The following is a 22,255-nucleotide window of genomic DNA, read 5'->3' on the forward strand; positions in this document are numbered from 1 at the left end:
TGAACGGGCGACAAGAACCCTCGGATCCATGGCATCACGGGCTCAGAATCGGTCGTGACCGGCTTGGTCCGGGCGGATCCAACCGGCATCGAACTCGGTCTCCAGGAGAACCGGCTCGTACAAGGCCGAGTCGATCTCGGTCAGGAAGCGGCTCGGCGAGGCGACCACGCTGGGGCCTCGTCCTCCCCGGGAGATCAGAAGGGGGTAGGTCAGGTAGAGCTCATCCATGGCGCGGGTGACCGCGACGTAGAAGATCCGACGTTCCTCCTCCTCGCCCCCCGGCTCTCCCAAGGCCCGGTAGTTCGGAAAGCTATCCTCGATCAGGCGAGGGACGAAAACACGCGACCACTCCAGCCCTTTGGCCTGGTGGATCGTGCTCAGGACGAGGATTTCCGCCGTGCTGTCCCCCTCGGCGAGCGTGTCCATGCCGTAGACGTCGCCAGCCAGCAGGAGCTCGGCGATCAAACGCTCGAGACTCTCGTACCGCGCCGCGAGTACGCCGAGCTGCTCGATGTCGGCGATCCGGTTTTCGGGACGGTCATACTTGACGCGGAGGGTCGCGGGGTAGCCGCCCTCCAGCAGCGCCGCGATCGCCGCGGCCGGGTTAGTCTCCGGGCCGGACGCCCTGATCTTGTTCAGGTCGGCCACCAGTCCGGCGAAGAACCCCTTGCTTTTGGCAGGCAACAGGGCCATCGTCTCGGCCGTCGCGAGCAGCGCCAGCGGATCAGCAGCCCGCGCGAGATGGTCGCAGATCGAGGCGGCCTTGACCTGCCCGATCCCCGGCAAGAGAAGGAGCACGCGGCGCCAGGCCGCATCATCGCGCGGGTTGACCAGGATCCGAAAATAGGCGAGCGCATCCTTGATATGCGCCTGCTCGAAGAATCTCAGACCACTCCGGACCGTGTACTGAATGCCACGCGCCACAAGCTCGGCCTGGAGCAGAATACTGTCGTGGTGGTTGCGATAAAGCACCGCCATTCGGTTCAAGGCCACGCCTTGCTCGTGGCACTCGAGGATCTGCTGGCAGAGAAATTCCGCCTCCTCATAGGCGTCGGCCGTGGGGACCGCAATCGGCCGAACCCCCGCCGAGCGGGCCGAGACCAGGGTCTTGGGAAACCCGGAGTGATTGTGGGCGATCGACGCATTGGTGAAGGCGACGATCTCGGGGGTTGACCGGTAATTGACCTCGAGCTGGAACAGCTTCGCTCCCGGATGGCGGTCCGGGAACTTGAGGATGTTGTCGTAGTTCGCCCCCCGGAACCGGTAGATCGACTGCGCATCGTCGCCCACGGCAGTCAGGTTGCCGGAACCGGCCCGCGCGATCGCCTCGACCAGGGCGACCTGCACGATATTCGTGTCCTGCATTTCGTCGATCAGGATGTGGCGAAACATTCGCCCTTGCGCGGCCAGTTCGTCGGGAAACTCGCGGATCAGGCGTCCCCACTGTCCGAGCAGGTCGTCGTAATCCATGGAATTGGCCGCGCGTTTGCGACTGGCATAGGCTTCGGCCGCCTTCTCGAGCTGGGGGCGCCAGGTCGCAAAGTCGGGATGGCGCTCGGCGAGGACCTCGGCCAGAGGGCGGCCGACGTTGAAGACAAAGCTCAGGAGGTGCTGCACCAGGGCCGGCTTCGGCGCCATCTTGCCGGTGCCGAAGAGTCCGGCATCGTCCATCGCCAGGCGAATCAGGTCGAGTTGATCCTCACTGTCGAGAATGGTGAAGTTCGCCCCGTACCCGAGCAATGAGGCCGAGCGTCGGAGAATGCGATTGCCGACATGATGAAACGTCCCCGCCCAAACTCGCGACGCATGGGGTCCGATCAGCGACTCGAGGCGTCCGACCATCTCGCGCGCGGCCCGGCGGGTGAACGTGACCAGGAGGATTGACTCGGGTGGAACCCCCTTGGCGATCAGATAGGCGACGCGATAGGTGATCACCCGCGTCTTCCCCGAGCCGGGGCCGGCCAGGATCAGGTTCGCGCCGTCGGGCGCGAATGCGGCCATGCGCTGCGATTCGTTGAGGTCGAGGCCGAACCGCTCGACGAGCCGTTGATCGGCGACCTTCTTGAGTTGAATTTTCCGCATGCAAGTCCTGGCTGATCAACCCTTGGAGAGGATCGGGCGTCTCTGGAATCGTCATCATAGGGGTTCCATCAAAATTCGGCGAGGGGACCGTCTGCTTTAGCTGTCGGGGGAATCGCCGCTCCTGTCTTGACTAGAGAACACGAGAACACCATGATTCGCCTATGCAAACCGGTGTTTTGAAACTCAAGCTTCGATCTCTCAACAACAACAAGGCGACTCGCCTTTTATCGTTGTCTGAGATATTCACCGTTTGCGTTCGGTTTCACTGGGGTCGCATCGAGACGTTGAAAACGACGAACACGACTGTGATTCATCGCGATTGTTACAGGGAAGCAAGGGAGTTGTTTCATCTCCCTGCCTCGACAATCCAGCAAGCAAGAGACAAGGCCGTCGCCGCCTACCGCGCGCACCTGGAACGCAAAAAACGTGACCGCCGATCGAACCCGCCGACGTTTCGACGGACGCTGCCGTTGCGGCTTGCCGCCGAGAACCTGCGGATCTTCCCCGACAAATCCGTGGTCCGTATCACCACACCCGACGGATTTCTTTGGCTCCCTGTGTTGATTCCGTCGTGTTTTGCCGAACGCGTGAAACTCCCTCACGGTGTCTCGGAGCTTGTTCGCAAGGGAGACGATTGGTTTTTGATGCTCGCCGTCAAGTCGCCGGATGTTCCGGTGCCCGATCGCGAGCGTCCGCATTTCGGATTGGATCTCGGCCTTGCCCAGCTCGCCGTCCTGGCAGGCCCCGGAGTCGCAAAGTTCTTCGACGGCAAGCCGCTCCGGTACACCCGGAGCCGCTACTTCCGCTATCGCCAAGCCTTGCAGGCGAAACGCAAAGTGGGCATGGTCAAGCGCTCCAAGGGGCGAGAGTACCTCTGGGCGACGAACCATAACCACAAGGTCAGTCGCGAGATCGTGGACACCGTAGCGAAAGCCAGCGGCATCCTCCACGTCGAAAACCTGACCGGAATCCGCGAACGTTGCAAAGGGACGGCGAAGATCAACCGGATGCTCTCCGGCTGGACCTTCGCACAACTCTTGCAGTTCATCACCTACAAGGCGGCGGCCTGCGGCGTTACCGTGATCGCGGAGGACCCGAGGCATACTAGCCAACGGTGCTCCCGATGCGGACACACAGAACGAGGTAACCGGACCAAGCAGGCGGCGTTCGCCTGCAAAGCGTGCGGGTATCGGCTCAACGCCGACCTAAACGCGGCCCGGAACCTCGCTGCCAGAGGGGCATGCCCCTCTGGCGTGGGCGGCGTGACACCGCCCGGGCGCTCTGGCGCCGAAAGCGGGGAACCGAAGGTGGCTCGTTTGAGTCGTCATCGTGGTAACCGCAACCTCGCAAGTTCCTCGTAGGAAGCCGTCGCGTTTACGCGACGGAGGATTTCACTATACGATCGGATCCCTTGCAAACCAGTCTCTCACCAAGGCCGGTCCAAACCGATCCGCGCGACAATCGAAACGACCGATTCAACGCGTTCGCTTCCCGGGCAAACCGCCGGCTTCCCGATCATTTTTGATGGGTACAAGCGTCGTGTGTGGCGTTCCTAAGGTTTATTCTCGCGGTTTCGGCATGGACGACCAGGCAGCCGCCTTGTATGTTTGATAGCCGAGACGAATCCTTTCCGTGCCTTGCAGGGTGGAAACCTGAGGGAACGTTTCAACCTGCCAACACCTCTCTTGGGCTTCGTCTCAACGGATGATCCCTCCTTCCACCCGACCGACGGCCGGATCATCGGGGATGATCTCCTGACCGAGAGGTTCCGTCACCCTCATTGGAATTTCCACCCGATCGATTGCCCGCGACTTTCGTCGTGCCGGACGGCACGGCACCTGCCACCGTTTGAATCGCATCGATTGCCTTCCCCATTTACTCCGAGCGATTGCCATGAGCATGGCCGAACAATCCTGTTCCGGTGTCTTGGAGATGCACCCCAAGGGGTACGGCTTCCTCCGCGACCCCGCGCGGAACTACAAGGTGGGGACGAACGACGTTTACGTTGGTTCTCCCCTGCTGACCAAGTTCCAGCTCCGCCAAGGGGTGCGACTGACCGGTCGGGTCGAGGGTCCGGCCAAGCGGGGAGAATCGCTCCGCCTCGCCGAACTCACGGAAATTGAAGGCCGAACGCCCGACCAGTACCTCGGGCTTCGGGGCTTCGACGACCTGACCGCGATCGACCCGTTCGAACGGATTCATCTCGAAGTCGGTCCCGAACCCCTCGGGATGCGCGTGATGGACCTGCTCACGCCGATCGGCAAAGGCCAGCGCGGCCTGATTGTGGCCCCGCCGCGGACCGGCAAGACGATCCTTCTGCAACAACTGGCCGCCTCCGTCACCAAGAATCACCCCGAGCTCACCCTCTTCGTCCTGCTGATCGACGAGCGGCCCGAAGAAGTGACCGACATGCGCCGGACGATCCAAGGGGAGGTCATTGCCTCGTCCTCGGACCACTCCACCGAGGAGCACATCCGGCTCGCCCAGTTGACGGTCGATCGCGCCAAGCGGATCGCCGAGACGGGAGGGCAAGTCCTGATCCTCCTCGACAGCCTGACGCGGCTCGCCCGGGCCTATAACAAAGGGTCCAACTCGGGCCGAACCATGTCGGGCGGGATGGACATCAAGGCGATGGACGTTCCCAAACGGCTCTTCGGCGCCGCGCGGACCTTCGACGAAGGGGGCTCGCTCACCGTCCTGGCCACCGCCCTGATCGACACCGGCAGCCGGATGGACGAACTCATCTTCCAGGAGTTCAAGGGGACCGGCAACATGGAGGTCGTCCTCGACCGCCGCCTGTCCGACCGTCGCGTCTGGCCGGCGATCGACATCCAGCAATCGGGCACCCGCAAGGAAGAGCGACTGCTCGACGCGGAAACGCTCGGCCGCGTCAACCTGCTCCGCCGCAGCCTCTCGGAACTCAAGCCCACCGAAGCCATGGAATCACTCGTCCGGCAAATGGGCAAGTTCCCCAGCAACAAAGCCTTCCTCGAACGAATCGGCCAATTCCAGAAGGATCACTGACGTCCGCCCCCAGGAATCCGGACGTCGATTCAGCCACTCCATCTCCAAGTACGCCCTTGGCATCGCCCGCCCAGGCCCCGGGCTCCGCTGCGCAACGACTTCGCCTCGGTCTTCTTAACCAAGACCCGAGGCTCCGTCTATGCGCGAATCGATGAAGCGTTCATACCCCTGAAACCCCATTCAAGTCGAAGCATGCACCAATGCCCTAGCCGCGATTTCTCACCCTATTCATTCGGGGTCCGATCGCTCGACGATTTCGACCGCTCGCCCCCGCCACTCGCGACCCACGGGGTCTTTCGCCCGCTCTTCACGTTGGCTTGGACCCGGTCGGACCTCTTCAGGGCGGTGCAAACCCAGTTCCTCAGGCCTCCACGCTCAGGCGGGAGCGCACCCCGATCCTTACCCCCTCGTTCGGGAGGGGTATTCTCCGCCTTGTTGAACTGCGTCTCCTCGGTTCAGCACCTCTGGATCCTGGGATCCGACCGCGCTAAGTTGGCGTGCACACGCCGGAACACCTCCGCATACGGGCAACCGCTCGAGAACTTCACCCACACCTTGCGAACCGTCACACGGACCAACGCCCCGATCTTCAAGAGTTTCAGCCGGATCGTCTGGCACTGCGCTTCAGCCATTGACGTTCCCGCCAGCCCCAACCGCCGCAAGGCCTCCAGCAGCACGTAGGCGATTGAGGAGAAGAACAGCCGGATCTGGTTGGCACGCATCGTGTGGGCACTGGTCCGATCGGCGAACAGATGCAGTTGCTGCTCCTTGATCCGGTTCTCCATCTCACCGCGACCACAGTAGTCTTGCTCGTACAGCGGCTGCGCCGCTCGTTCCTCCGCCGAGAGCGACGTGACCACGAACCGCGGGTTGGCTCCCTTGCCCAGATGCTCGGCCTTGGCCACTACCCGACGCTCTCGGCTCCAAGTCTTCTGCGTTTGATAACGCAATTCGGCGAAGACCCGCGCCGGCTGTTTCGTCGCCTCGAATTGCTGTCGCGCTTCGGCCAATTCGGTCGCGATTGCTGCCGTCAGCCGGGTGTTCTTGGCCAGGCCGATCAGGTAATCCACGCCGTTGTCTTCACACCATCGGAGGATCTCCTCGCGGCAGAACCCGCTGTCGGCGCGGATCAGGATCTTCACCTGAGGCCACGCCTGGCGGATCTGCGAGACGATCCGCTGGAGGTACTTCACCGAGCCGGCGCTGGCATCAATGTCGGAGGGACGCAGCCGGGCACAGAGCAGGTGGTCGCCGCAGAAGATGTAGAGCGGGAGATAGCAGTATCCCTTGTAGTAGCCGTGGAAGAAGCGGCCAAGTTGGCGGCCATGGACCGTGTCGTCGGTGGCGTCGAGGTCCAAAACGATCCGCTCGGGGGGTCGGCTGTGGGCCTGAAGAAAGAGGGTAACGAAGAGCCGTTCGACCTCATGGGTCTGACAGGTGATCTTCTTGTAACGGCTCTGTCCGTCGGCCCCGACAGGGGTCAGTTCCAAGCGGTTGAGGGTGCTCTTGCCAGCCAGCGGCTTGCCGCGATCGCGGAGCCGTGGCCGGTCCTGTCCGGTGGGATCGGTCTTGCCGACGACGGTGGCCAGTAAGGGATCGCGGCGGAGATCGTCGTGGTCGTTGAGGTCTTCGTAGCCCAAAGCCAGGCCGTAGACCCGCTGGGCGACGAGGTGTTCCAAGGGGTGCTCGATGAGGTCGGGCTCGCGATGGTCCGTAAAGCAGGCGGCGAACTGGCGGATGATCGCGGTGCGGGCTTCGGTCTGTCGCAGTAGGAGTGCGCCGCCATCAGAAGAGATGACGCCACCGTCAAAATCGGCGAGCACTTGGCGGTGACCGAGGATGGAAAAGTCGAGGTAAGTCGAGTTACACTCTGTAGCCATCGGGCTGCCTTGGTTCGGTGTCAAAAGTGGTTGTCGCAATTCCACCTATGACACGCAAGGCAGCCCGATTCAATCCCTGGTGAGAAATCCAGGCTAGCGGCATACTTACCGACATGCAAGCAATTTTTGCCTCGTTTTTCATTACATAACTCTTAATTCCCAAGTTAATACATTTCCACAATACACAAGTCGCTGCATCCTCCGCCGTGCTTTTTCGCCCCCACAATCTTTTCCAACGACTGGACTACGGAAAAGACCTCCCGGACAGAGGGCCATCCCATCCTGCTCGTCGATTAGTCGCCCTTGAGTTCCTTGATCATGATCCTCCGAAATTGGATCGGTGTGCCTTCGCATTGCCAGCCGATCTGACCGCTGTCGGGCGAAGCCCCGGTGCCCCGGCTCACTTCGACTCCATTGATTGTGGACGTGATTCGGCCATTCTGGCAGGTCACTTCGAGGTGGTTCCACTGGCCGACCGGCTTGATCGCCTTCTTTTGGGCCTGGGCATCCTTGGATCCGGTAAACTTGGCTCCGAAGATGGCGAAGAGGTTCCCGGAGTCGGCGTTCATGAGCTGGACCTCGATCGACTTGGGCCAGACCTTGTGCGGCTTCTGAACATGGAGGAAAAGGCCACTGTTCCCGTCGAACTTGGCATCATCGGCCAGACCTTCCGGTCGTTCGTAAATCCAATCACATTTCAGCACATAATCTCGATAGATTGCTTTTGTCACGAAGTAGCCGTGGGGTTTCCCCATGACCTTGATTTCGCCATTGACGATCTTCAAGGCATCGGGGTCGATCCCGATCAGGTCGAACTGCGCGGGGTCGTCTCCCTTGACCAGCGCGACGAAGCCGTCTTCGGCCCCGAGGGAAACGGAAGCCATAAACACGACCAGAAGCCAAGAGCAATACCGCATCAGCAATACCTTTCGCGAATGAAGGAGACAGCGAGTTCCGACTTTGTAACTGGGCCCCACAGGGCGAGGATGGATCCATCGGTCAAAATCAATCGCTCCGTTGGCCGATTTATCAACGACCTCCTCTCCCTCTCCTCCGCGTCTCCGCGTGAATCAGGGGGCAAGCCGGAGGTCCAAGCACCTCACAAGGACACCCCATCACACAGGGGTTGGCCCATACCTCCGGTCCTCCTTCTACGTTCTCGATCCACTCGGCCGCAAGATGCAGGCGGCCTCGCACTTCAAGTCCGGTACGTCAGTCGCCTGCGCCCCGGCACGCGCAGGTCGTTTCGAGGAGGCCCTCACGGTTAACGTTGAGGATGCGACAGCCTATGATTAAGGGAGGCTGCCCCCCCCTTCACTCCTTTTTTTCGCGGAGTTTCGATGTGGAGTCACGGACGTCCGAAGGCGCTCCTCCCCGCACTGCTGACCTTGATCGCGATCGGAACGGGCGCGGGGTTCGTAGCCCCTCTTCCCCGCGAGCCGATCTTCGAGGGACTGGGAACTCATGGGCGCAAGATCACGACCGACTCACCCGAGGCGCAACGCTACTTCGATCAGGGGTTTGCGTTTCTCTCGGCGTTCAACCACGACGAGGCGATTCGCTCGTTCCGGCAGGCGACAGAGCTCGACCCCGCATGCGCCATGGCGTGGTGGGGACTCGCGATGGCCAATGGGCCGCACATCAATAACCCGGTCGTGCCCGAGGAGCGAGGCATCGCCGCGTCGCGAGCGATCGAGCAAGCGCGGTCGCACAGGCAAACGGCGAGTGCGGTGGAGCAGGCATTGATCGAGGCGGCGTCCCAGCGGTATGCGGAGAAACCGCCGGAGGATCGCAAGGTTCTCGATCAGGCGTATGCCACGGCGATGGAATCGGTCTGGCGAGACCATCCCAGGGATCCGGATGTGGGCGCGATATACGCCGAGGCCCTGATGGATCTCCGGCCTTGGGACCTTTGGCAGGCCAACGGAGCGGCTCAGCCGGGCACCGACCTGGTGGTCAAAACCCTTGAGGAGACGCTGGCGATCCAGCCGGACCATCCGCTCGCCTGCCACCTCTACATCCATGCGGTCGAGGCCTCGCCCCATCCCGAGAAAGCGTTGCCGGCCGCCGATCGGTTGCGCTTCTTGCAACCGGGACTCCCCCACCTGGTCCACATGCCGTCGCACATCGACGTGCGGCTCGGCCGGTGGAAGGAAGCGGCCGAGACGAACGAACGCGCGATCGCGGCCGATCAGGCTTACCGAGCGATCCGGCCGACTCAAGGGTTTTACCGGCTCTACATGCTCCATAACCAGCATTTGCTGGCCTACGCCGCCCTGATGCGGGGCGAGAGCCGGAAGGCCATCCGTACGATCGACGCCATGCTGGCCGACATGCCGATCGAGTGGGCACGCGAGAACGCGGCGATCGCCGACGGAATCTTTGCCATGCCGCTGGAGGTGCGAATGCGGTTCGGCCGGTGGGACGAGATTCTGGCGGCTCCGGAGCCGGAGGCGGCGTTCCCGATCGCCCGGGCACTCCGGCACGCGGCCCGAGGCGTAGCGTTCGCCGCCACCGATCGGATCGAGCGGGCCCGCGAAGCGCAGAAGGAGTTCGCCTTGGCCCGAACCCGAGTCCCGGCGGACGCCCGCTTCGGCAACAGCACGGGCTCCGCGCTCCTCGACGTCGCCGAACCCCTGCTCGCGGGAGAAATCCTCTATCGCGAGGGAAACGAGGAGGCCGCCTTCGCTGCGTTGGAGCAGGCGGTCCGGGCCGAGGACGCCCTCAAGTACGACGAGCCGCCCGACTGGATCATGCCGGTGCGGCACGTGCTCGGCGCGGCACTCCTGAAGTCGGGACGTCTCGGACAGGCAGAAGCCGTCTACCGCGAAGATCTGAAGCGGCTGCCCCACAACGGATGGGCCCTGTTCGGACTGATGCGGACCCTTGAGGCCCAGAACAAGGACAAGGAAGCGAAGGAGGTCCGAGCACGGTGGGAAAAGCAGTGGAGCGACGCGGACGTACAACTCTCATCATCCTGCTTCTGCCTCTCGGGCGAATGAGGTCAAAATGAAGCCGGCGAACATGGCCTTCCTCGATTCTCTGGGAATGAATGGCCGCGGCAGTCCCACCTGCTCCTGTCTTGCTTGAATCGATGGGATTCCCTGGGACCGCGGGCGACCCGCCCGCAATTCCATTCAATTCCATTGAAGTCAATTCAAGAGCGGGCGGGACGCCCGCGGTCCCAGGGGGGGAGGAGGAAGGGTGTTGGCGCTCACAAGGGGGCAGTGCCAGCGCCCCGCTTGGCGATCGGGCTCCGGCCGCGGCCTGGGGCCAAAGGACCTCGGGGCGCAGTGACTCGACCCCGGTCTCAAGCCACTGCGGCCACCCATCCGGACATCAACGTAAAATATGCAAATTCGTCTCAGCCAGTCGCAACGGCCATTGCAACCAAGGATGCGGGGTTGTTCCTCTTGTCCGGCACTGGGCCGGGCGATACTGTGATAGAGTAAGATCGAGACGCTATCGACTCATCTCGGTCCCCTTTTTTTCCCCAGGCTCGCTCATCACTTAGGAGCGATCGCATGGCTGAGTTCGAGCATCCCCGACCGAATCGACCGGATGATTCGAACGCCGACGATGAGGTCTACGGACTGGCCGGCGACGATTCTGTTGACCCTGAGGAGGAGCACGAGAGTCTCAGCCCAGGGCTGGACGACGCGAGCGAGGAGTCTCCTCCCGGGCACGGACGATCGCGCGGTTCGGGTCCCTCCGCTCCGCCACCGGCGCCTCTGCCTCGCCTCTGGAAAGCGGCTCCGGATCCTGAGGAATTGAAGCGTTCCAAGCGGAAGGAAGCCGCGTCGGCCTCCACTGAGAAAGTGAAGACAAAGGCGAACGAGACGAAACCGGCACCGTCGGGTTCGACCGGTCGCCGGCCCGAGGGGGGCGGTATTGAGCGGGCCGGCACCGTCCGGAAACTGAGCGAGAAGGAACCGGCCGCCAAGTCGAAGCCGCGGGAGCGGAAAGCCAGTTCCGACGATTCCGATGTGACCAAGAAAGCGCTCGTCGAGGAGACGCCGACCTTCGACACCTACGAGGCGCGGCAGAGAGTCCGGATCCTCATCGGAGGCACCCTGCTCGCCGTGTTTGTGGTCGCCGGGTTCATGACGATCCGCACTTACCTGCCCAGTCTCTCGGGCGGGGATACTCCCGACACCGACATCCCCGTCGTCGACAACCCAAATCCGCCGCAGAACCCACAAGCCCTCGAGCAGGAAGCGAATAGCCTGTTGGAGCGCGCACGCGAGACCGCCAAGAAAGGGGACGCGAAGCTGGCGATCTCCTTGCTCGAACGGGTCGTGGCCGCCTATCCGAACACCAACGCAGCCAGAGAGGCGAAGGAGGCGCTGGGGCGGCCGGCGAAGAACCTGCCCCTCTTCATCGACCGGCCCGTCGTTGTTGCCAACCCCACCGCGCCGAAGCCAGCTGCGCCAAAGCCAGCACCCAAGGTGGTCGATGCGACTGCGCCGACGGCCCCGCAAGGAAATTCGGCCGAGGTCGCCATCATCTACCCGGCGAACCCCGCGGAACCGGCTCGAGGTGGGGAAGCCAACGCTCCCGAGAAGATCGCGCCTCCGGTCGGTCGCCCGTTACCCAAGGGCTTTCACTCCCGCCCGGGGACTCAGGCCCACGAGTCGGGCTGGGCGTTGGAAATCGTCGGTGATCGAGATGGTGCCCCCATGGTCCTGGTCCCTGGTGGCGAGTTCCTGATGGGAAATGACGACGGTGAGGCGGCCGAACGCCCTGCGCATCGCGTCTTCCTCTCGACGTATTACATCGATCAGCATGAGGTGAGTGTCCGCCAATTCGACCTCTTCGAGAAGGAGGTCGGCCGGCGAACCGACCGGGTCCGGGCGCTGGCACGCGAAGCGACGATTGCACCGACGTCCGTCGATAATCCGGTGGTGATGGTCAACGCCAAGGAGGCGAAAGATTTCGCCACCTGGGCCGGCAAGCGGCTCCCCACCGAAGCCCAGTGGGAGATGGCGGCCCGTGGCCCTGATGGGCGAATTTATCCCTGGGGCAATGATCCGCCCGAGTGGGCGAAGTCGCGCAAAGCCCGACAGATCGAACCGATCATGTCGTACGCCGACGACATTTCCCCCTTCGGAGCGCACGACATGGCCGGCAATGCCTGGGAATGGACCAAGGACTGGTACGACTCCCGGTACTACGTGCTGGTCAAGAACCAGCAGCTCTCCGACCCGACCGGCCCGACCATCGTGCCACGAACCTTTCAACTCGCGGTCAAAGGGGGCTCGAAGAGCTGGACCGTCACCAAACGTGAAGGGATGAAATTCGACCAGCGTCTCCCCTTCCTGGGATTCCGCTGCGTTCTCGCCGTCGAAGGACCGGGCAATGCCTTCGAGCCACCGCCCAAGCCCGCGGCGCCGGGCGGAACCACCCCGGGACCGAACCCGACCGGCGATGCACCGCCGCCGTTTTGAACGTTGGGATTCCCGTAGGGGCCGCAATCGCGGCCCCTACGGGACCATGTCGTCCGACATCGGGTCCGCCTGGCTGGCCTCCTCGGCGTCGTCTTTTGTGGTGATGAAAAGGAGCCCATCCTTGACGTGGTAACCCAGGCCGACCTCGCCAAGCACCGAACGAAGCGAGTTCTTGAGCGGCACGCCGCGTGAGGCGATCGTGATTGGAGTTTGCATCGTCACACCAACTTCCGCCAGAGCCACCGGATCGACGTAGAAGGGGATCCCGTTCTGCAACGGGCCGTACTCCCGGCGGAAGACCTGCTTGGTGTACCACGTATCCGTCGCGACCCAGCCGGTCGAGCGCTTCACATGGGAGACCAGGCCCGCGAGCGTCGTTCCGGTGTCAAACGGCATGTTCACGGGCTTATCGAGCTCGGCCAAGATCACTCCGTTGGCATGGTTGCGTGCCGTCCGGAGCGCAGACCTGAGATGGGCCTCTCGAACCTTCGCTCGCTCGTGCTGGATCCAGAGGGCGAGCACCAGGGCGACGACAACAACCCAGTACATCAGAGCGCGAAGCCGAAGCCAACGCATTCCTGACCTCCTGAATGTACGTCTTTCCAAGTGTCTTTACTTGCAGCCGTTCGACTCGACGCCCTCCACTCCAGCCGGCGTCGAGTCGATTCGGACCGTGGCGTCTGCCCCACTGCATCCCAGGCGTTCACCAGTCGCCGACGCTGCCGTCTCGATAGAAGGTCCGGAGGAGGACTTCCTGTTCGAAGGGGTGTTTCTTGATCGCTTCCTCGTCGATTTCGACCCCCAGTCCGGGGAGCGTGTTGGGGTAGACGATGCGTCCCTTGGGCTCGATGGTGAAACCCTCGCGGACGACTTCGGAACGCCAGGGGACGTCGTCGAGCACAGCTTCGCAGATGATGTAGGACGGCGTTGCGAATCCGAGCTCGAGCGAAGCAGCGGTGCTGACGGGTCCTTGCGGGTTATGCGGAGCGAGGGAGACCCGGTAAGCCTCGGCCATCGCGGCGATCCGCCTGGCTTCGGAGAGGCCGCCACAGTGGGTGATGTCGGGTTGGAGGACGCTGCAGGCGCGACGTTCCAGCAACTCGCGGAAGGCGTGCTGCGAGACGAGGCGTTCGCCGGTCGCGATCGGGGTCGACACGGACCGCTGGATGAGGGCGATGTCCTCAATGGTCTCGGGCCAGCAGGGCTCCTCGAAGAAGTAGAGCCCGTACGGCTCGAGGACCTTGGCAAAACGCAGGCCCATCCGAGGAGAAGGGCGGGCGTGGCAGTCGACCATGATGTCGATGTCGTCGCCGACCGCGTCGCGCATCGCCTTGACGCAGGCCTCGGCGTACTTCAAGGGGCGGAGCCCTTCGAGCGGCATGGTTTCAGGAACAGCCATCGACTTGAAGGCGGTGAAGCCCTCTGCGACCGCGCGTTGGGCCAGATCGCCGAACCGACGGGCGTCGGCGGGGTCGGTCTGATAGAAGTCTTCCATCCGGCCGCCGCCGAGGTGGCAATAAAGCCGGATGTAGTCGCGGACCGCCCCTCCCCAGAGCTTGTGGCAGGGAACCCCGTGGATCTTGCCGACGATATCCCAGAGGGCCAGGTCGATCCCGCTAATCGCCGTCCCGCGCACGATCCCGTTGCCGTGCCAGAAATGCTGGCGATACATCATCTGCCAGAGGTGCTCAACCCGCGTGGGGTCTTCGCCAATCAAGAGCTGCGAGATGTCTTCGATCGCCCCCACCACGGCGCGGGTATGCCACTCCAGGGTCGCCTCGCCCCAGCCGTAGAGCCCGGCTTGGTCCGTCTGGACCTTGACGAAGATCCAGTTTCGCATCCGCGCATGACAAACAAACGTTTCAATCTTTGTAATTTTCATAAAATCTCTCTTTGATTCGCATCACCCGGAACGGACGACTCAGACTCCGTCAGGGTGGGGAGCCCAGCGTCGATACCCTCCAGGGCGAAAGGAATATCGACTACGGTGGCTCGCCACTTCAGGTGGGGAACCACTCGGCGATCTGGGCAGCGATGGTTTCGGTCAGCAACTCTAACGAACCAGCGGCCAGCACGGCCACGTCGGCCTGATAGATCCCGCGATCGTAGGCGGACGCCGTGGGCAAATAACCCGGTTGCCAACCATTGACCAGGGTCAGCACCACGATGGCCGCATGGGGGCTCCGGCGCCGCAGCTCGACCTGCAAGTGTTGGTAATGTTCGGCCCCGACGGCCAGCCAGACAGCGCCGCCGGTCTTCCAGAGCAAAACGTCGAACGGGAAGGTGGGTCCGGGTGAAAGGTTGCCGATCCGGACGAGTTGCCGGTCCATCCGCTCGACGAAGGCCCGGCATTCGGCGGCCCGGGCGCGATCGTCACGAGCCAGGGCGGCTTGCTCTTCGCGCTCCCAGCGGGTGCGGTCCTCACGTGTGGATTCGGCCGTGGGAAGGTCGGGGCGGTAGGAGAGGTCGACGGACCAGCGCTTCAGGTCCCATACTTCCAGGTCGCGGAGGCGATTGGCATCGAGCGGGGCGTGACGCCAGGTGCCGATAACCGCCCCCGACTCGACCGGTCCCGCGTACTCGAATCGGGTCCGTGGCGGCGGCATCGCTTCAAACGCCGAGAGCGCGGCGTGCCCGAGTTGCCGGCCGTTGCGATCGGCGACGGCCGGATCGCCAACGAAGCCTTCACGCGGCCCGAGTTCTCCCGAGGCCCCCTGCAAGAACAGGCAAGGGGCGCCGGTGGCCTGTTCGACAACCTCGCGCATCGCCCCGGGGAAGTCGGGGCTGATCAGCGTATTCTGCCAGGCCAGGGTGGTCGGGTGGCAAGCATAGTTGACCATCGTGGCGAGCGTCCGGCCCTCGGCGCTGGTGGCGCGGACAAGCATGAGAGTGTCATCGGCGGGGCCATCGGGATTGAACCCGCAGACGAACCGACCGCCGGCCTCATCGAAGGTGTCGCGATGGGCGGCCAGGTTGCACCGGCCCAGCCCGTAGCAGAGCGTGGTCGGCTCGGCTTGGGCCATCGCTTCGGCGACAAGGCACGCCAGGCGCTCGGCGAGATCGGCGAGGTAGGGGGCGATGAGGTCGCCCCCGGGGCGGTCCGCGCGTCCGGTATCCATCAGGCCGGCCGCATGCGTGTGCGAGAAGGCAACCAGCAATTGCTCGCGCGCGATCCCGGCCCGCGCCGCGACAATGTCGAGGACCTTTTGAGCCTCGAGGTCCCAGAGCAGGCAATGGTCGAGCGCCACCAAGACGATGCCCGCCGACGGTTGGTTCGGCGGAGCGATGAAAGCCGCGGTGGCCGTGAGCGGTCGATGCACCCCGGTGGACCGTTCATGAGAGGCGGCCCCCCACATCCGGTGATAGATCCCCACCGGGGGGGTAACGTCGCCTCGGGCCACGCCGAACGAACAGAGGCTTTGCGGAGTTTCCAGGGGAGTCGGCTTCATGATCGGTCCGTGAAGTCAGATGGTGTCGCGGTCGGCGTCGAAGATGAGCCAGCACGCTCCGGCCACGATATGGATCGCGGCGAAGAACGTGAGGACGGCATCCCAGGACCCCGTGATCACGACAAGCTTGGGAACAATGATGGGGAAAAGGATCGAGCCAATCGCCCCAGACGTGTTCATAATCCCGAAGACTTGCGGAGTGTTACGTCCTCCCAGGTCCATCGTCAGCGCATAAGCACAGGGCCCGGCCAGGGCGGCGGCGAACGCCCCGATACTCAGAACGAGCACGGCCAGTCGGGCATCGGCGATCGGATAAGCGAGGCCAATCAGGAGGGTCGCCACCAGCATGCTGACCACGGAAACTCCCTGGCGGGCGAGCCGGAGACTTCCCGTCCTCGCCAGGACCCGATCCGAGAGCCAGCCTCCAGCCAGGCAGCCGAGCATGGTTGTCCAGTGCGGAAGGCTCGTGAGCAGGCCCGCTTCCCAAACGCCCACGCCTCTGGTTTCGCGCAAATAGGTCGGGAACCAACTCAGGTAGAAGATGGCCGCGGCGGCGCGGAAGAACTGCTGTAAGACCAGGCCGAGGACCGCCCGATTGGCCAAGAGGGTACGCCAGGCGATCGGACCAACGACCTGTTGATCCGTTCTTTTTGCCCCTGCGGAGATCAAGGCGAGCTCCGCCGGGTTGACCGAGGGATGTTCGCAGGGGTTGTTGCGGAACCAGAGCGCGAACCCGAGCGCCCAGATCAGCCCTGGCACGGCGTAAAGCAAGAACATCCAACGCCAGGAAACATAGACCAGGATGAACCCTGTCAAGGCCGCGCCGATGCCCCCACCGACGCCCATGAAGCTGGTCAGGATCCCGCTGACCCAGGCGCGTCGCGAGACGGGGTACCAGCGGCTCAGCACCCCCGTGGAAGAGGGGAAGATCCCCGCTTCGGCGACGCCCATCGAGAACCGCGCCACCAGCAGTAAGACAACCCCGTGCGTGGCCCCACAGAGCCCGGTGGCCAGCGACCAGGCCGCGGCGAAAACGGGGAGGGCACGCCGAGCCCCCCAAGCATGGTCCAACCCCGCGGCGGGCATCTGAAACAGCGCATAGGCCAGAAAGAAGGCGCTCATCACCAGCCCCATCTGCGACTCGGTCAGCCCGAGGTCGGCGCGGATGAGCTTCTCAGCCACGCTCAGACAGCCGCGATCGATGTAGGCGATCGTCGTGGCGACGCAGAGCCAGATCAGAATCAGATGGCGAACCCCCGACGCGCCGGCAGCGGCGGACCGATCTTGGAGGAGGACATCCTCATCGGTTACAAGGCTCGCAACACCCGTCGCTCCACTCAAATTTGCGTCTTGCTCCAAACCAGCCCCCCGGGATGATGACTTGATCGCCTTATGCAGATGGGCACGGTGAGCCTTGATGAACCGAAGAGATGACCGCGGCCTTGCATCGACTGCCGGGTGCCACGCACCATCCAAAGGCAGACCATGTCCGCCTGCTGATTAGATTGCCACCCGGAAGATGCTACCGCGCCAGGACGAGGGCGTCTCCCGGGTGGCTTGGGCGTTTCCAATTCAGTAGGCGTCAGCGCTAACGATCTCGCCCCCTTTGGTCGTGCTGACGCTCATCCAGGTCACGCTGTTGATCGTGTTCTTGATGAACTTCACGCTGCCGTCGCCAAAGAGGGAGTTCACTCCGCCGGGATGCCGGCCGCGCGAGGCGAACATGCGAGGCTGGGCGGTGGAATCGGGGAAGATGCACGGAGGATTGCGCATATAACCGCTCTTGCAATAATCCGAAGAGTAGATGACGTCGGGGGCGGTGCTATTGGGTGGAAGATAGGTTGAGAAGCCCGCGGCATCACCCCACCAGGTGAATCCGCGGAGGTCGGTCCCCTGCCCCATGATCACCTCGGAGGCGAGGAGGGTGTTGCTCAGGCCATCCGGGATGTCGGCGAAACTAAAGGCACCAGGCTTGCCATAGATGTTCGCAAACGGGGCACCGCCGTGGCGGATCCCGTTCAGCTCCGCCTGCTCCTCCATCGCCGTATTGCCGTAATTCACCGCGTAGCTGTGCGAGGTGACATCAAACGCAGGCGCGTTCGGCGTGTCACTCGGACAGGTCATAGTGCCGATCCTCCGATTGGTGACCGTGGTCTGGATGGCGCCGAAGTAATAGGTGGTCTGGCCGACGTTGTAGCTCGGCGAGAACGAGAAATTATAGCTATTCTGAAGACTTTGCTGCTCGACATACGGCAGAATGAAGACCATCCACGACCCCCAGCAACAGTCGCTCTTGCCGGGAGGGAGCGAGTTGATCGTGGTGTGATAATTGTGCATTGCGATCCCGACCTGCTTCATGTTGTTGACGCATTGCGCTCGCCTCGCGGCCTCGCGCGCCGCCTGGACGGCGGGGAGCAACAGCGCGATCAGAACGGCGATGATGGCGATGACGACCAGCAGCTCGATCAGCGTGAATCCACGACACCGGCGTTCCATAACAAGACCCCTCTCTTCATGACGGCATGATGGTTACGTTCCTGTTCACTCACTTCTTCAAATCGAAATCAAACGAGTTCGGTTGTCCGACTTTCACCTCGGCGTTCAGCGTACTCGAGGCATTGTACTTCTTGGGGATGAGGTCCGGAGGGGACGGCGGAGCCTTGCCCGGGCCGCTCTCGGAAGCTGCGGCCGTTGATTTCGGCGGACTGGTGATAATCACCCGATACCCTCCCGCGACCGGTCCCTCGTGGCGCGGGATCGCATACTTTCCATCCCGGATCGCCGCGCTGACGAACGTCCCCTGATTGGTCTCAGGCCGAAATTGGATCATCCCTTCCGAGAGCGGCGTCCCTTGGAGGATGACGCTCCCCGAGATCTCCTGGCGCGGCAGGTCATCGCCCGCACCGCCGCAACCCCCGAACCAGGCGAGGACGACAATCCCAGTCGACAGTCGCCGGCACTTGCCGCCGAGCGAGGAGTCCATGTCAATTCGCCTCCGATAAAGAATGCCCAGGCCGCAAACCGACGGGTTTTCGGCCGCGAACTCAGACCAAGCGATTCGGGCCGTGCCTCCTTCGGCACTGGATGGGGAAATCCAGACCGTTCAGGAACGACACGACATCCAGGAGTCCACGAATGGTCTCCCTCGAGACGGCGGCCCGGCGGAAGTGACACCGGGCAATGATTTCACGGGTGTGAGTCCTCAGCCCGTGAGAAGGAGGGATGCGAAAGGTTCCTCTCGAGTAACGACACGGTGAAAGCCAGCCGCCACCGGGCTATTGCCTGCACTTTATCGTTAAAGAGAAATTAAGAGACGAGCCAATGGCCGTCAAGTTCTATATTGGAAGATTTGTCGATTTTCACGTCGCGAGGTCGATCGCGAAGGTGAATCCTCAAGATGGGTTCACACAATGAATGTTGCATGGATGTTTAGTTTCCTCACGCACTGCCGCGATGGATCAACTTGGTGGGGAAGACGACCTCGGCAACCTCGAACTTGCCGTTCTTGATGTAGCTCAGTAGCAATTCCGCGGCCCGGCCCCCCATCTCGACTCCGAGCAACGCCACGGTCGTCAGCGGCGGATCCACGTACGGCGCGAAGTCGAAGTCATCAAACCCGATGATCGCCAGGCTCGTCGGGATCTTCCGACCGAGTTGCTTCCCCGCCTGGATCGCACCCACCGCAAGCACGTCGTTGGCGCACAGAATCGCCGTTACGCTTGGGTCGGCACGGAGCACCGCCTCCACTCGGCTCCGCGCTCCCTCCACCGTCTCACGCTCCACTCCCCAGACCTCACTCCAGCTCCCTCCCCCCGCACGAATCGCCTCCTCGTAACCCGCGATCCGCTTCTCCACCGCAGGCCAATGTCGGTCGGTCGCGAGGAAACCGATCCGCTCGTGACCTTCACCCTGGAGCAACGACACCGCCGCACCCGCCCCCCCACGGTCGTCCGCCAGCACGCAGCCGACCGTCGCGGCCTCCGCCCGGTCCTCAATCAGCACGAACGGACAACCCGTGCTCGCGATCTCCTCGATATGCTCCGCACGACGTTCCGGAGAGCCGGACAGGTGGACCACCGCACCATCGAACCGACGCTGATGCACCAGGCGGCGGAACTTACCTCCCGCCTGGTCGGGATGGAACCCCTGCACCAGCAGGCCGTAATCCTGCTGACGCAGCGTGTCCACCATCCCGCTCAGGATCGCCACGTGGAACGGGTCGGAGAGAAACCGCACCGCCGGGTCGATGGTCAGGAACGCCACCGTCTTGGTCCGTTGCAGCCGCAAACCGCGGGCCTGCACATTGGGCTGATAGCTCAGATCGCGGATCGACTCGAGGATCCGCTGACGGGTCTCCTCGCGCATCTGCGAGGTTCGGCCGTTCAGCACGTTCGAGACGCTCTGAAGCGAAACCCCTGCCTGTTTCGCCACGTCACGTAGGGTCACGCTCATGGAAAATCGCGCCTTGCCATTGTGCCGAGGCCTATTCCCGAGGTTTCAGCCCCAACGGGACGCATCTAAGCCTGCCCGAGGCACCACCCATTCAATTTATACCCTCAGCATATTTCAATTAACTAAAACGGGCGGCCGAATCCGAGCGATGAGTCTGAGAGAATTGCTCCGGTTAGTAGGATCCGTTCGGCCGCCCGGTTGGGGCTCAGAAGCAAAGGGCTGAGCGTGATCCTAAGCCGTTGGTCTCGGTTTTCTTTGATTTTCTGATGGGTGACCTCGGGGATGCAAAGCCCACCGAGTGCCACAGGTTGTACTCAACCCATGAGCGATTACCCAGGTTTTTGGCTCACGGGTTGAGTACAACCCGTGGCACCCAAAGCTTGCACATCATCAAATATCAGGGAAGACAATGTCCACCTGCTCAGGCTGGCCCTACGCCAAGATTTGGCGAATGGGCTGACCGTGATCGATCTCCAGACGCTTGCGCCCGGGGATCTCCAACTTGCGGCTGTCCAGGCCCAAGAGGTGGAGGATGGTCGCGTGGACGTCGGTAACGTAGTGGCGATTCTCTTCAGCGTGGAAGCCGATCTCGTCGGTGGCGCCATGGACCACGCCCCCTTTGATCCCACCGCCGGCCATCCAGACGGAGAAGCCGTAGATGTGGTGATCGCGGCCGTCGCTCCCTTGCGAGCCCGGGGTCCTGCCGAACTCGGTGCCGAAGACCACGATCGTCTCGTCGAGGAGTCCGCGGCGCTTTAGGTCGGTCAGGAGCCCGGCGATCGGCTTGTCGATGCGTCGACAGTTCTCGGTGTGGTTGGCCCTCAAGGCACCGTGGGCATCCCAGGCCCCTGCCCCGCCGCCGCCGTCCTGCACCTGGACAAACCGGACTCCGCGCTCGACCAGCCGCCGACAAGCCAGCATCTGTGCCCCGAAGTCCTTCGTCTTCGGGTCGTCAAGGCCGTAGAGTTGCTGGGTCTCGGCGGTCTCGCCGCGGAAGTCGATCACCTCGGGAAGCGACCCTTGCATCCGGTAGGCCAGCTCATAGGCCTTGATCCGCGCGGTCAGGGTCGGGTCGTCGGGATACTCGACAGCGCGGAGCCGATCCAGGCGATCGACCAACCCGAAGCCGAGTCGCTGCTCGGCGTCGGCGATATCCATCTCGGGGCGGCCGTAATCGAGCGGGTTGGCGGGATCGATCCGGATCGGAATCGCGTCGTGCGCCGGGCCGAGGTAATGGCCGTCGCTCTTGTTCCAGTATTCCCGGACGCCCATCGAAACATACTGGGGTAAATTGTCGTTGAGCGAACCGAGCCCGTAGTGAGCCCACGCCCCGAGGTTGGGGAACTCGCCGTCGAGCATGTGACGGCCCGAGTGAAATTGCGTCTGGGCGCCGTGGTTGTTGTCCGTCGTGTACATTGAGCGAACGACGGCGAGATCGTCGATGCAGCCGCCGATGTGCGGCAACCAGTCGCTGACCTCAATCCCGCTCTGGCCGTACTTCTTGAAGCCGATCTGGAGCGGATAAAGCTTGGTCCGCGACTGGCCGTTGGCATCATTCACGACGACGACGCGGGCGAGGGCGAGCTTCTTCGGGTCCTGTGTCCCCTGGTAAGGGGTCTCGGCGATCGTCTTGCCCGCGTACTTGTTCAATTCTGGCTTCGGGTCAAAGGTCTCCATGTGGCTGACGCCGCCGTTCATGAAGAGCCAGATGACCGACTTGGCCTTGGCGGGGAAGTGAGGACGGCCGTTGGGGGGCGTCCAGACGCCGTCAGAACCGCGAGCAACGCCGTCACGCTGGAGCATGGCCCCGAGGGCGAGGCCGGTGAACCCCATCCCCATGTCGGCGAGGAAACGGCGGCGGTGGACTCCTGGGCAGGAGCCTCCGCGTGGATGGCTTGGGTCTGGCATGGTTCGCGCGTCC

General features: G+C 63.0%; 15 protein-coding genes. 4 read left to right on the plus strand and 11 right to left on the minus strand.

The genetic code is table 11. The features are described 5' to 3' along the window. Positions 1–42: 42 nt before the first annotated feature. A complete protein-coding gene (locus BUS42_RS14530) occupies positions 43–2,082 on the minus strand; it encodes an ATP-dependent helicase (protein ID WP_074307524.1) in 2,040 nt (679 codons plus the stop codon). 161 nt (positions 2,083–2,243) lie between these two features. On the opposite strand from BUS42_RS14530, the gene BUS42_RS14535 reads away from it, so the two are divergent. Together BUS42_RS14535 and rho are read left to right on the plus strand one after the other, a co-directional pair. Beyond that, positions 2,244–3,443: an RNA-guided endonuclease InsQ/TnpB family protein gene (locus BUS42_RS14535; RefSeq protein WP_074307525.1), complete on the plus strand. Its 1,200-nt coding sequence runs from the start codon at positions 2,244–2,246 to the stop codon at positions 3,441–3,443. Positions 3,444–3,861: 418 nt separating this feature from the next. After that, positions 3,862–5,106 carry a transcription termination factor Rho gene (gene rho, locus BUS42_RS14540; protein ID WP_410001710.1) on the plus strand — a complete coding sequence of 415 codons (1,245 nt, stop codon included), beginning with the start codon at positions 3,862–3,864 and terminating at the stop codon, positions 5,104–5,106. Positions 5,107–5,561: 455 nt separating this feature from the next. On the opposite strand, the gene BUS42_RS14550 is transcribed toward rho, so the two are convergent. Together BUS42_RS14550 and BUS42_RS14555 are read right to left on the minus strand one after the other, a co-directional pair. Continuing rightward, on the minus strand, positions 5,562–6,986 hold the full coding sequence (locus BUS42_RS14550) for an IS1380 family transposase (protein WP_074307526.1): 1,425 nt from the start codon (positions 6,984–6,986) through the stop codon (positions 5,562–5,564). 293 nt (positions 6,987–7,279) lie between these two features. Next, a complete protein-coding gene (locus BUS42_RS14555; RefSeq protein WP_074307527.1) occupies positions 7,280–7,903 on the minus strand; it encodes a 3-keto-disaccharide hydrolase in 624 nt (207 codons plus the stop codon). 423 nt (positions 7,904–8,326) lie between these two features. Here BUS42_RS14555 and BUS42_RS14560 point away from each other — a divergent pair, with 423 nt between their 5' ends. Both BUS42_RS14560 and BUS42_RS14565 read left to right on the plus strand, forming a co-directional pair. Beyond that, positions 8,327–9,988 (plus strand): tetratricopeptide repeat protein, encoded by a 1,662-nt coding sequence (locus BUS42_RS14560; RefSeq protein ID WP_074307528.1) that lies wholly within the window; start codon positions 8,327–8,329, stop codon positions 9,986–9,988. Positions 9,989–10,510: 522 nt separating this feature from the next. Next, on the plus strand, positions 10,511–12,433 hold the full coding sequence (locus BUS42_RS14565) for an SUMF1/EgtB/PvdO family nonheme iron enzyme (protein ID WP_074307529.1): 1,923 nt from the start codon (positions 10,511–10,513) through the stop codon (positions 12,431–12,433). Between the two features lie 36 nt (positions 12,434–12,469). On the opposite strand, the gene BUS42_RS14570 is transcribed toward BUS42_RS14565, so the two are convergent. The 8 genes from BUS42_RS14570 to BUS42_RS14605 form a co-directional block, all read right to left on the minus strand. Next, positions 12,470–13,009, minus strand: coding sequence for a hypothetical protein (locus tag BUS42_RS14570; RefSeq protein ID WP_074307530.1), 540 nt, complete (start codon positions 13,007–13,009; stop codon positions 12,470–12,472). A gap of 127 nt (positions 13,010–13,136) precedes the next feature. After that, the gene (dgoD, locus tag BUS42_RS14575; RefSeq protein ID WP_074307531.1) at positions 13,137–14,315 is read right to left on the minus strand and encodes a galactonate dehydratase; all 1,179 of its coding nucleotides are present in this window, start codon (positions 14,313–14,315) and stop codon (positions 13,137–13,139) included. Between the two features lie 118 nt (positions 14,316–14,433). After that, positions 14,434–15,882 carry a hypothetical protein gene (locus BUS42_RS14580; protein WP_074307532.1) on the minus strand — a complete coding sequence of 483 codons (1,449 nt, stop codon included), beginning with the start codon at positions 15,880–15,882 and terminating at the stop codon, positions 14,434–14,436. A gap of 15 nt (positions 15,883–15,897) precedes the next feature. Next, complete coding sequence (locus tag BUS42_RS14585; protein WP_074307533.1) at positions 15,898–17,223, minus strand: MFS transporter; 1,326 nt, start codon at positions 17,221–17,223, stop codon at positions 15,898–15,900. Between the two features lie 231 nt (positions 17,224–17,454). Further along, entirely contained in the window at positions 17,455–18,378 is a 924-nt protein-coding gene (locus BUS42_RS14590) for a DUF1559 domain-containing protein (RefSeq protein WP_074307534.1), read from the minus strand. A 49-nt stretch (positions 18,379–18,427) separates the two neighbouring features. Further along, positions 18,428–18,865: a hypothetical protein gene (locus tag BUS42_RS14595; RefSeq protein WP_074307535.1), complete on the minus strand. Its 438-nt coding sequence runs from the start codon at positions 18,863–18,865 to the stop codon at positions 18,428–18,430. Between the two features lie 455 nt (positions 18,866–19,320). Further along, the gene (locus BUS42_RS14600; protein WP_074307536.1) at positions 19,321–20,334 is read right to left on the minus strand and encodes a LacI family DNA-binding transcriptional regulator; all 1,014 of its coding nucleotides are present in this window, start codon (positions 20,332–20,334) and stop codon (positions 19,321–19,323) included. A gap of 432 nt (positions 20,335–20,766) precedes the next feature. Beyond that, a complete protein-coding gene (locus tag BUS42_RS14605) occupies positions 20,767–22,242 on the minus strand; it encodes a DUF1501 domain-containing protein (RefSeq protein WP_074311056.1) in 1,476 nt (491 codons plus the stop codon). Positions 22,243–22,255: the final 13 nt, after the last annotated feature.

The organism is Singulisphaera sp. GP187 (assembly GCF_900129635.1).
GTDB lineage: Bacteria > Planctomycetota > Planctomycetia > Isosphaerales > Isosphaeraceae > Singulisphaera.